This is a genomic window from Bacillus sp. AFS059628, assembly GCF_002571225.1.
In the GTDB taxonomy this organism is placed as follows: domain Bacteria; phylum Bacillota; class Bacilli; order Bacillales; family Bacillaceae_G; genus Bacillus_A.
On record NZ_NVEC01000018.1, the window covers coordinates 1 to 12331 of the forward strand.

Below are 12331 nucleotides of genomic sequence, written 5' to 3' on the forward strand. Positions count from 1 at the left end.
CGTTATCGTCTTTCCATGTTTTCGTTCCTTCTACTTTTGTTTCACCTACTTTTGTATTTGTGATGTCATAACCGTTGACTTTCGATTCATATCCTGGTACTGCTTGTTCTTTTACTTCATACTTGTACGCTACTCCGTTTGCATCGTATGCTTGGAGTTTTTCAAACGTGTACTTCCAATTTGTTGCCGCTGTTACTTCCTTTGTATCTACTACTTTACCATTTTGTAAAAGGTCTACTTTGATCATTTCCGGGCGATCTTTCGCGTTATCATCTTTCCATGTTTTCGTTCCTTCTACTTTTGTTTCGCCTACTTTTGTATTTGTGATGTCATAACCGTTGACTTTCGATTCATATCCTGCTATTGGCTGTTCCTTCACTTTATACTTGTACGCTACTCCATTTGCATCATACGCTGCTAAATCTTTGAATTCATATTTCCAATCTGTTGCTTTACTTACTTCTTGCGTCGCAATCACTGTACCATTTTGTAGTAGGTCTACTTTAATCGAACTTGGACGATCTGTTGCGTTATCGTCTTTCCATGTCTTCGTTCCTTCTACTTTTGTTTCGCCTACTTTTGTATTTGTGATATCGGTACCACTTACTTTGGATTCATACCCTGGTACTGGCTGTTCTTTCACTGTATACTCGTAAGCCTTTCCTTCCGCATCATATGCTTCTAGATCTGAGAATATATATTTCCAACCCATTACTGCGAATACGTCGTGTGTTTGAATCACGTTCCCATTTTGTAGTAAGTCTACTTTGATCATTGTCGGACGGTCTGTTGCATTTCCGTCGTTCCATGTCTTCGTTCCTTCTACTTTTGTTTCGCCTACTTTTGTATTTGTGATGTCGGTACCACTTACTTTGGATTCATATCCTGGTACTGCTTGTTCCTTCACTTCATACTTGTACGCTACTCCGTTTGCATCGTATGCTTGGAGTTTTTCAAACGTATACTTCCAATTTGTTGCCGCTGTTACTTCTTTTGTATCTACTACTTTACCGTTTTGTAAAAGATCTACTTTGATCATTTCCGGACGATCTTTCGCGTTATCGTCTTTCCATGTTTTCGTTCCTTCTACTTTTGTTTCGCCCACTTTTGTATTCGTGATGTCATAACCATTTACTTTGGATTCGTATCCATCCACCGGTTGTTCCTTCACTTCATACTTGTATGCTTTTCCATTTTCATCAAACGCTACTAAATCTTTAAATTCATACTTCCAACCTGTTGCTTTGCTTACTTCTTGTGTCGCAATCACTGTACCGTTTTGTAGTAAGTCTACTTTGATGGCTTTATGCTCTTCCTCTGTTCCCCCTTTCCACGTCTTCGTTCCTGCAACTGATGTCTTGCCTACTTTTGTATTCGTGATGTCATAACCATTTACTTTGGATTCATATCCGGCTACTGGTTGTTCTTTCACTTCATACTTATATGCTTTTCCGTCTGCGTTGTTTATCGCCAGATCTTTAAATTCGTATTTCCAACCTGTTGCTTCGCTTACTTCTTGCGTCGCAATCACTGTACCGTCTTGTAGTAGGTCTACTTTAATCATCGTCGGACGATCTTTCGCGTTATCGTCTCTCCATGTTTTCGTTCCTTCTACTTTGGTTGTTTGTACCACTTTTGTATTTGTAATGTCATAACCATTTACTTCTGTTTTGTATCCATCTATCAGTTTTTCTTTTACTTCATACTTGTACGCTACTCCATTTGCATCATATGCTGCTAGGTTGTCAAATTTGTATTTCCAACCGTCTGCCGCTGTTACTTCTTTCGTGTCTACTACTTTCTCATTTTGTAGTAAGTCTACTTTGATTGAACTTGGACGATCTTTCTCATTATCGCCTTTCCACGTCTTCGTCCCTGCAATAGATGTAGTTTTCACTTTATTCGGAATTAGCAACTTAACTCCATTTACAGCATCTGATTTAACTTCAAAAACTACTTTTTCTTTGGGGTCGAAATCAACATAGTCTGGAGCTGAAATTTCTTGCACATAATATTTACCTGGCTGTAAATTAGGGATTTCAATTATCCCTTTTTCATCTGTTTTATATACATCTCCAACTTGTTCATCAGACTCTTTATACAGCTTAAACGAAACATTTGGGATTACTTTTTCTTCATCACCTTCAATATGCTTTACAATTTTTAGCGTTCCTCTTGGAGTCACGTTACCTTCAGCACCACCACCAGCTGTCATATTTTCGACTGGGTGGGTACCCGATTCAGTAACTGGTTCCTTGTTTAGAACTTGGTAATCAATCGTATAATCATTCTTAAAAAAATCTTGCTTCTTCCCAGCTTCCGTTATAGTAGATGTATAACCAATCGTAAAGGAGGCAAGACGTGCTTTATCCTTATTAAGCACAACTTTAAATGATCTGTCTCCAGTAAAGGTAATCGTTCCGTAACCTTGCTTTTCAAGCTCTTGTAGCGTTAAAGATCGACGACCTAGATGATCATCTATACTTATATAGAAACTATCCTTATTAAGTGTTTGACCTTCCTGTAAATTATCAGTCACAACAATATCGCGACTTAACTCTTCTTTATTTAAGTTTATATTTAAGAACCAACGTACCTCACCTGGCTTACCTCTCATATCACCAGTTTTATAAAAAAACGGACCCTTTCCAGGATCTGTACCACCACCGCTTGTTGGACCGGTAATTGTTACAGATTGCTTATCTACATTTGTACCGAAATTGGTTTCAATCTCTTTCTTTTCATCCGTTCCTACATTGGCAGCTTCCACGAAAAAGTTTAAATACCCTTTAATATTTTGATGTGTACTCACTTTATCATTAAATGTACATACCACAGTACCTGCAGTGACTTTACAAGTACCATAGTCATCTAATAGAAACTCTGTATCTAATCCTTTTAATTCTGGAGGCAGTGTTAATGTTAGTGTGTCTCCAGCCTTCAGCTTAAGACCATCTTTTTCACTGAAGTTTACAGTAACTTTAGTCTGTTGTCCGATAAAAAGATCTGTTTTATCAATCTTAAAACTATCCACAATTCCTGCTGTGTTTAATTCTTGTGCATTTGCTACGATAGGTAAAAGACTCTGGCCTATAGTAAACATGAAAATCATTATAATCGAAAAAATTGAAGTAATTCTCTTCAAATACATACTCTATGTTAGCCTCCCCATAATTTAAAATATAAATAGTTTCTGGTACAAACATGTTATGTCGAAAATTCTATTATCCAACCATTTTACCTACGTATTTTTGATAGTTATTATGATTTCTCTTCCTCCTTCACTACTACTTAACAACTTGAAACTTGATTTTTTATAAGTGTATCTAACATTTTCAACACGCCTACAATTATGTACTTTTGACCTATATTTTTTAATAGGAACATAGATAAACCTTAATAAGGAAGTTTAAATAATAAATACATATAGACGACAGATACTGGAATACATTTAAAATCAGAAAAAAATGATTTAAAACGCATTCCAGACGAAACTCATGACAACCAGTCTTCTTTTTGTGCCTTAGGAATTATAAAATGATTATTCTACGTGTAAAAGATTTTAGTGCGGGCAAATATAGACTAACTACTTCACAGCAAATATGCATCCTATCAACTTCCATACTTATCGTTCTGAAAAAAGAACGAAAATTACGGATTATAGTCGCATTCAGCATACCAGCAAAAAAGCTTATAAATGTGGAACGAGTTAAAATACTCATATTTTACAGAATATCATTAGAAGATAAGCTTTCCGTCATCATAAGTACGGCTGATAATGTCCATGTATTAAAACATTTGATATTTAGTTAAATACCGAAATAAGTTGATGCAAAAAACATTTTAATATCAGCGTTATATGATTAAAATATTACGGACGAAGTATTGTTTGTCTATGAAGATAAAAGAAATATTCTCCAAATCTGAATAAAGTGGAACAAGTTTGGGGGTAAATAAAAACGATTGTGATTTTCAACTGATTTCATGTGAATTTTGCAGAAATACGGGAATCAGTCTTTTCATTTTTGGAGTATATAACTGGGTGTCAGGAAGAAGGGTTTCTCCTGATAGATCTGATTCTAGATCTATGTCAAAAAATTAAAATAAACCTACATATTATCTATCCGCTAGGAACTTTTAATTTCTTTACGAATAATAAAATATTTATATGTACTTATATACATTTATGTATTAATATATATATAAGTGGTGTTGAATCCAAAATAAGAGGTGTGTATCTCCTCATTATTTTTATCTAATCTAAAAAAACAAGTTGATTAGCACCAAATCCCTAACTCTTTAAATAAATAAGAAGTTTTGAGGATTACCTACTCAGTTGTTAAGGTAGTTATAAATGTAAGTACACTTACCTTGATTGTAATAACATTATTTAAAGCAATTACAACATTTCCTATTAGCATTTCATTAATAAATAATACAGACATGCTTTTTTTCGTAATTCCCCCAAAAAACAACAAATTTTTTCCATAGTCTATTATTCTAGAATTGTTACCAAAAATCAATAGTTAATTGTTGTTCCCCCATTTTTACTTCATTATTATAAGGCACCTTTAGGTTAACCGATTATCCTATTTTACATATCATATTTTGGCTAAGATTGACCACCCTCATATAATTCTCCTTAATTTATAAAACATTATATATTTATGTTTTTCAGAAAAGCCCACCTTTCTTTTAAAAGTAATAACATCTATATCCTCATTAAAAATATGCAAATAATTCACTTTTCACTTTTCTATTTCTCAATATAAATTAATTAAAATAAAAAAACATATAATTAAGTCTTTATCTATCTTGTGTTGTCAGTCCAAAAGAAAAAACAATTAGTTATATTAAAAATAACCCACTTTAAAGTGGTGACATTTTATTGAGAAAATACATATATGCATAAAAGCATATTTCCTCCTACTCATTATCATATACAATATTAACTGTAACAAAAATGATTACAACTAATAAGGAGGCTTTTTTACTATGAAAAAAATGATTTTAGCCGGTGCGTTAACTTTAGCAGGAATTACTGGTACTACCGCGTTTATTCCTGAAACAAAGGTCGCTGCTGCCACTCAAGAACAAAGCTTTACAAAATTTTATTCTTTGCAAACTGGAAGTAGTTCTGAACAAGAACCTGTTTTCCTTCAAAAGGGACAAGAGTTAACAATTCAACCTAACAGTAAAACTCCTAGTTACAGTGTTTATGACTCAAATCATAGCCTTATCGGACGTTATTCTGATGGGTATGGCAGAATTTTCACTGCAAAAACAGATGGAAATATGTATGTTCAATTTCATGCGCCTTACGTTTACTATAGTCCTATTAGCTTTTCTGTTACGTATACTATCCAATAGAAAAGAGGTCCTTTTACAGGGCCCCTTTATTTCTCTTTCCATTTTACTTTTACAAATCCATCTTTCACCATTACACCACTTATACTAAACACATATTTTTCATTCACTTTTAATGTAACTGTAAAAGCACCTTTTTTTGATTCACAAATTTCCTTTAACTCTTTTATCCCTTCCCCTTGTCTTTCATACAAGCTAAAGCATAAATTACCGTGTTTTGCATCTGTTTCATAAGAAAATGTCACTTCTGTATCTTTCTCGTACTGAATTTCAATATCTTTACCAGCAATATCCCATGATGAAAATTTTGCTTCATAACTTGCCTCTCCTTGCTTCTCACTTTCTAAATATATATCACCAGCTTTCCACATATCATCTAACGTTTGAACGAAAGCAAAGCCGCTCAGTAATACAAACATCGCACTTGCAAATATGACAACCAATGTTATCTTTTGTTTTTTCATAGCCTTCATTGTATGTTCTCCTTCTATTTTCTTGTTACTTCTTCGTATCATATATAACAAAACTCCAATAAAAAAAAAGGCAATCACAACATCGTGTGATTGCCTTTTACTAAAAGCGAAAATCGGCTAGAATAATCGGTGGCTTCGCGCCTTCCTCCGAGGCAAAGTACGCCTCTCTGTCAGGAGCTCCATCCCCCTCCTATTCTGAACGAGCCGCTTCCGCTTTTCTTAATTACATTTTTTCTGGTGCAGATACTCCCACGATTGCTAGTGCGTTTTGAAGTGTAGTGCGTACTGCTTTCATTAATTCATAACGAGCTTTACTTAATTCTACGTTATCTTGGTTTAATACTTTTTCTGCATTGTAGAAGCTGTGTAATGCTGCTGCTAATTCAAATGCATAGTTTGTAATGCGGTGTGGTAGACGTTTTTGTGCTGCATCCGCAACTACTGCTGGGAATTCACCAAGTTTTTTCAGTAACTCTACTTCTTTCTCAGAAGTAACAAGTTTGTAGTTCACATTTCCGCCCGTAGCTAATCCTAACTCTTCACCTTGACGAAGGATACTGCATACACGAGCATGTGCATATTGTGCATAGTATACTGGGTTTTCATTAGATTTTGATACAGCTAAGTCCATATCGAAATCTAAATGAGAATCACCGCTACGCATTGCGAAGAAGTAACGCATTGCGTCCACGCCTACTTCTTCCATAAGCTCACGAAGTGTAACTGCTTTACCTGTACGCTTACTCATCTTCATTTTTTCACCGTTTTGATACAGTTGTACCATTTGGATGATTTCTACTTCAAGTGTTTCTTTATCGTAACCTAGCGCTTGGATAGCAGCTTTCATACGAGGAATGTAACCGTGGTGGTCAGCACCCCAAATGTTAATTAACTTATCGAAACCACGCTCTAATTTATCACGGTGATACGCGATATCTGGTGTTAAGTACGTGTAAGATCCATCATTTTTAATTAATACACGGTTTTTATCATCACCGTAAGTCATTGAACGGAACCAAGTTGCTCCATCTTCTTCAAAGATCTCTTCGCGCTCTTTTAATACAGCAAGAGCTTGATCGATTTTTCCGTTTTTGTATAATGATGTTTCTGAGAACCATACATCAAATTTAACGCGGAAGCTTTCTAAGTCTTTTTGAAGTTTTGCTAATTCATATTTTAAACCGTACTCACGGTAGAATTCATAGCTTTCTTTTTCATCAGCTTTCGCATAACGATCGCCAAATTCTTCTGCTAAACGTTTACCGATTGCAATGATGTCCGCACCGTGGTATCCGTCTTCTGGCATTTCTTTCTCTAGGCCTAAAGCTTGCATGTAACGAGCTTCAACAGAAAGAGCTAAGTTATGAATTTGGTTACCAGCGTCATTAATGTAGTACTCACGAGATACATCGTATCCTGCTTTTGCTAATAGGTTACATAAAGTGTCACCTACTGCTGCACCACGTGCATGCCCTAAGTGAAGATCACCTGTTGGATTCGCAGATACGAACTCAACTTGTACTTTTTCACCTTTACCAGTATTCGTTTCACCGTAAGCTTCACCAGCATTAACGATTGTTGGGATTAAGTCTGTTAAGTAGCTATTGTCCATGTAGAAGTTAATGAAACCAGGACCTGCGATTTCAATTTTTTCAATAGAAGCTTTTGCTTTATCGAAGTTTGCAACTAATTCTTCTGCAATCATACGAGGTGCTTTTTTCGCAACGCGTGCAAGTTGCATTGCCATATTTGTAGAGAAGTCACCATTTGTCTTATCTTTTGGAGATTCTAATACAACGTTTGGAATCTGTTCTTCTGTCGCTAATTCTGCCTTTAATACAGCAGCTTGAATTTCTTCTTTAATTAATCCTTTTACTTGTTCTAAGGAATTCATTATTTTGCCTCCTTCAAATTAATTGTAATTGTATATCTGCCAGCTTCTTGTTCACTTAGAAGCAATGCGTACGTTAAGAAGAGTTGTCCTTTTTTCTTTTCATCCGACCATTTAAAAAGAACGTTATCAGTTTTCGTTTGCAATGCAAACGTACCAAGTTCACTCGTGTACGTACCAGTTGTCCATTCACCTTTCACATGCGTTTGACGCATAGAAACAGCACCTGAACGCATAATGAGAACTTGTTCATCTTGAATTTTAATAATTGTTTTCACTTCGCCCTGTTCGTTCGGCTCTTGGAATGTTACATATGTACCTTGACCTTTTACATAGTATTGACCATTTGCTTCAAAAGCAACGGTTTCCTTCCTCGCCCCTTCACGGATTTCTGTTACGAAATGAACGTGTACCGGCAAGCCTGCAAGTTGTTTCTCCACGTCTTGCACACCTTTCAAATGTTATAGATATTAAATACAACTTATAATAAATCACTTTTCCTATCATATCAAAAAAAACCTCTGTCTGTCTGCTGAAAAATCAGGAAAACTCCATTTCAAAAAATAATTCACTTTCACTTTATTTCATATGATAAAATATTTTTTAAATCTAAATATTCTTTCATTTCAAGGGGTGAGTTAAGTGCTACCAACAAAATTGAAAAAAGGTGATGAAATTAGAGTGATTTCACCATCTTGCAGTTTAAGTATTGTCTCAAATGCGAACCAAGGGCTCGCTATCAAAAGATTAACTGACATGGGCTTTCAAGTTACATTCTCAACATATGCTGATGAGATCGATCGATTTGCTTCCTCTTCTATTTCTTCACGCATTCAAGACCTTCACGAAGCATTTAGAGACCCGAATGTAAAAGCCATTTTAACGACACTTGGCGGATACAACTCTAACGGTTTATTGAAATACCTCGATTATAATTTAATTCGAGAAAATCCGAAGTTCTTCTGTGGCTATTCTGATATTACCGCTTTAAATAATGCCATCTACGCAAAAACAGAACTCGTTACATATTCAGGGCCCCATTTCTCTTCATTTGGAATGGAGAAAGGGCTCGAGTATACGAGCGATTACTTTTTAAATTGCTTAACTTCTAATGAGCCTATTGAAGTCCTGCCATCTGAAACATGGAGCGATGATTCTTGGTACATCGATCAGGAAAATCGAGAATTTATTAAAAATGAAGGATATGTTTCAATTCACGAAGGCGAAGCAACTGGGGAGATTATCGGTGGTAATATGAGCACATTGAATTTACTGCAAGGTACACCATATATGCCAAATTTAAAAGGCAAAATTTTATTTCTTGAAGAGGATAGTCTAACTGGAACAGCTACCCTTAAAACTTTTGATCGTTATTTACATTCCCTTATGCAGCAGCAAGATTTTGAGTACATAAAAGGTATCGTTATAGGAAAGATGCAAAAAGGTGCAGAATGTACGATAGAAGACATACAAGAAATGATTGCTTCAAAGCTTGAACTTGCACATATCCCTATCATTGCAAATGCAAGTTTCGGGCATACAACCCCGATTTTCACTTTCCCAATTGGCGGACGTGTACAAATCATTTCTAACAAAGAAAAAACATCTATCACGATTTTAACGCACTAAAAAAGGAGCGAATGAGTCGCTCCTTTTATCGTTTTTCTATTTTTTCCAACGCTTTTTGCGGAATTGATTCTTTCGGGATTTCTGCCCATCCTTTTCCTTGCATACCTTTTGCATAAATTTTTATAAACGCCCCCGTATGCAATTCACGGTTCATCATTCTTTTCACAACTTGTAGCTTTCCGTCCTCTGTATACCCTTTAAATGTATACAAGTATTCACCGTCTTTTTTCTCACCTTTATCTATAACCGCATAATAATCTTGTATTTCTTTATTTGAAAAGAAGTTGTCTACAAAAGCATGTACACCTTCTGTTTTTGTGTTCAAATAATACGCTGTTCCACCTAAAATGATGGCGAATACAGCTAAAACTTTCATTACCAATTTCATACATGAACCTCCTGTTTGCACTTCTTTCTCTCTAGTCATATATCTATACTTGTATTATACGAAAAATGACATACTATACTCTATCTAAACACCTTACACTTTCCTTACATTATTGTAAGGCATTTTCACCTTATATTAATTTCCCAATAAAAAATTTTTCCGTTTCATGAACTTTTATATTATTATTGAATGATACAAATTTTTATTACAAAAATCAAAGGAGACAGTTTTCAAATGGCTATCTTGCAAGGTTTAGCACTATTACTTGTTGTACTTTGTCTATTTACACTTTTTAGTTACCGTGCTCCTTACGGTATGAAAGCGATGGGTGCTTTAGCTAATGCAGCAATCGCAAGTTTTCTTATTGAAGCATTTCACCGTTATATCGGTGGAGAAATGTTTCATAACGACTTTTTACAATCAGTAGGGGAAGCTTCTGGTAGTATGAGCGGTGTCGCAGCGGCGATTTTAGTCGCTCTAGCAATAGGTGTTTCACCCGTATATGCTGTTTTAATCGGTATCGCTACTAGCGGATTCGGTATTTTACCAGGATTTTTCGCTGGATACGTTTGCGCTTTCGTCGTGAAATTTCTCGAAAAAAAATTACCGGCTGGCGTAGAGTTTTTAGCAATTTTATTTATCGCTGCACCAATCTCACGCGGAATGGCAATGCTTATGGATCCGCTCGTGAACGCAACGCTCGGTAAAATTGGTTCTATGATTTCAGTTGCAACTACAGAAAGTCCTATTATTATGGGTATTATGCTTGGTGGATTAATAACAGTTATTTCTACCTCTCCACTGAGTTCTATGGCACTCACTGCAATGCTTGGATTAACAGGTTTACCAATGGCAATTGGTAGTCTTGCCGTAGCAGCCTCAGCCCCAATGAACTTTATTTTCTTTAAACGACTAAAGATTTGCTCAAAGAAAGATACAATTGCTGTAGCAATCGAACCTTTAACACAAGCCGATGTTGTTTCAGCAAATCCAATTCCAATTTATGCGACGAACTTCGTTGGCGGTGCACTTGCTGGTATTATTACATCTCTGTTCCAGCTCGTTAATAATGCGCCAGGAACAGCATCACCAATCCCAGGACTTCTTGTCTTATTCGGATTTAATGACGTTGTAAAGGTAACAATTGCTGCTGTATTATGTGGAATCGTTACCACGATTATTGGATATATCGGATCAATCGTGTTCCGTAAATATCCAATTCGCTCTGCTGATGAAATTCGCGGCATTACTTCGGAAGAGAAGGTTGCATAAGAAAAAGAGCTATTCTCAAGCGATGAGAATAGCTCTTTTTTATGTCGCGTGAAGGTAAATAAAATTATATAGACGATTTTTTAAATATATTGACTTACCGACACATATCGCCAAAACAAGGGCCCCCTATTCATATAGGAGGCCCTTGTTTTATCCAGCTACAGCAGCTAGAATCTCCGGCCATTTCACACTCTCGGTCGAAGCCAAAAGCGCTTCTCGGTCGAGCGTTCCAATGACCTGCGATTCTGAGCGAGCTGCCTCCGCTTTTACTTCACCCAACCGAGCAGCATTTCCCGCACGAATTTGCTTGCTGCGACTGGTGTTTGATCACTATGGTCGTAGACAGGAGCTACTTCTACTAAGTCTGCTCCAACTACATTTATATTTGAATTTGCAATTGCTACGATGGAATCTAATAATTCTTTAGATGTGATACCTCCAGCTTCTAACGTTCCTGTTCCAGGAGCATGAGCTGGGTCTAATACGTCAATGTCGATTGTGACATAGACTGGGCGTCCTGCAAGTTTCGGTAATACTTCTTTTAACGGTTCTAATACGTCAAATTTATATAAGTTCATACCTACTTCTTTTGCCCATTCGAATTCTTCCTTCATTCCAGAACGAATACCGAAAGAATATACGTTTTCCGGACCAATTAAATCGCACACTTTACGAATAGGTGTAGAGTGGGATAAAGGCTCCCCTTCATACGACTCACGTAAATCAGTATGAGCATCCATATGGATGATTGCTAAATCCGGATATTTTTTTGCCATTGCCTTAAAAATTGGCCAAGACACTAAGTGCTCACCGCCGAGACCTAGTGGAAACTTACCGGCATCTAAAAGTTTTGATACATACTCTTCAATCATGTCTAAGCTGCGTTGTGCGTTTCCGAATGGTAATGGAATATCACCCGCATCAAAATATTTTACCTCTTCTAGTTCACGATCTAAATATGGGCTATATTCTTCAAGACCGATTGATACTTCACGAATACGTGCAGGGCCAAAGCGAGAACCTGGACGGTAACTTACTGTCCAATCCATAGGCATCCCGTAAATAACTACCTTTGACTCTTCAAAACTTGGATGACTTTTAATAAATACTTTACCTGAATAAGCTTCATCAAAACGCATATTCTTTTCCTCCTTATGTGGAACTTAAGGTATCCCAACCTTTCATTATTTCTCAAATTTGGAGCGAGCTGCTCCTCTTTCTCGATTTACCGGGTCTTCTGTTTCATAACAAAAAGACGATTTTCTTTATAGGAGTGTAAGTAGCTAGCATGTTCAAGTCTTCTGGACAAAC

The 12331-nt window shown here is 36.2% G+C and carries 9 protein-coding genes; 3 read left to right on the plus strand and 6 right to left on the minus strand.

Translation table 11 applies throughout. The annotated features are described in order from the left end of the window. Positions 1-3151: Cna B-type domain-containing protein (locus COL05_RS07935; RefSeq protein ID WP_142337396.1), on the minus strand; the 3151-nt coding region annotated here is incomplete at its 3' end. A 1844-nt stretch (positions 3152-4995) separates the two neighbouring features. Between COL05_RS07935 and COL05_RS07955 the strand changes: the two genes are divergently transcribed. Next, complete coding sequence (locus COL05_RS07955) at positions 4996-5370, plus strand: hypothetical protein (RefSeq protein ID WP_098668203.1); 375 nt, start codon at positions 4996-4998, stop codon at positions 5368-5370. Between the two features lie 26 nt (positions 5371-5396). Here the strand turns inward: COL05_RS07955 and COL05_RS07960 are convergent, their stop codons facing one another. The 3 genes from COL05_RS07960 to COL05_RS07975 all read right to left on the minus strand — a co-directional run bounded on the left by COL05_RS07960 (position 5397) and on the right by COL05_RS07975 (position 8171). Continuing rightward, positions 5397-5954, minus strand: coding sequence for an anti-sigma factor (locus tag COL05_RS07960; RefSeq protein WP_257152542.1), 558 nt, complete (start codon positions 5952-5954; stop codon positions 5397-5399). Between the two features lie 109 nt (positions 5955-6063). Beyond that, on the minus strand, positions 6064-7734 hold the full coding sequence (gene argS, locus COL05_RS07970; protein WP_098668204.1) for an arginine--tRNA ligase: 1671 nt from the start codon (positions 7732-7734) through the stop codon (positions 6064-6066). Further along, positions 7734-8171 (minus strand): YwiB family protein, encoded by a 438-nt coding sequence (locus COL05_RS07975; RefSeq protein ID WP_000414867.1) that lies wholly within the window; start codon positions 8169-8171, stop codon positions 7734-7736. The genes argS and COL05_RS07975 overlap by 1 nt, the downstream gene beginning before the upstream one ends. Positions 8172-8373: 202 nt before the next feature. Between COL05_RS07975 and COL05_RS07980 the strand changes: the two genes are divergently transcribed. Then, positions 8374-9360, plus strand: coding sequence for a S66 family peptidase (locus tag COL05_RS07980; protein ID WP_098668205.1), 987 nt, complete (start codon positions 8374-8376; stop codon positions 9358-9360). A gap of 25 nt (positions 9361-9385) precedes the next feature. Here COL05_RS07980 and COL05_RS07985 read toward each other — a convergent pair whose 3' ends face one another. Beyond that, positions 9386-9748, minus strand: a complete 363-nt coding sequence (locus COL05_RS07985; protein ID WP_098668206.1) for a YxeA family protein — start codon at positions 9746-9748, stop codon at positions 9386-9388. A 234-nt stretch (positions 9749-9982) separates the two neighbouring features. On the opposite strand from COL05_RS07985, the gene COL05_RS07990 reads away from it, so the two are divergent. After that, the gene (locus COL05_RS07990; RefSeq protein WP_098668207.1) at positions 9983-11020 is read left to right on the plus strand and encodes a PTS sugar transporter subunit IIC; all 1038 of its coding nucleotides are present in this window, start codon (positions 9983-9985) and stop codon (positions 11018-11020) included. A 266-nt stretch (positions 11021-11286) separates the two neighbouring features. Here the strand turns inward: COL05_RS07990 and speB are convergent, their stop codons facing one another. Further along, positions 11287-12159 carry an agmatinase gene (gene speB / locus COL05_RS07995; protein ID WP_048528013.1) on the minus strand — a complete coding sequence of 291 codons (873 nt, stop codon included), beginning with the start codon at positions 12157-12159 and terminating at the stop codon, positions 11287-11289. Positions 12160-12331 lie beyond the last annotated feature (172 nt).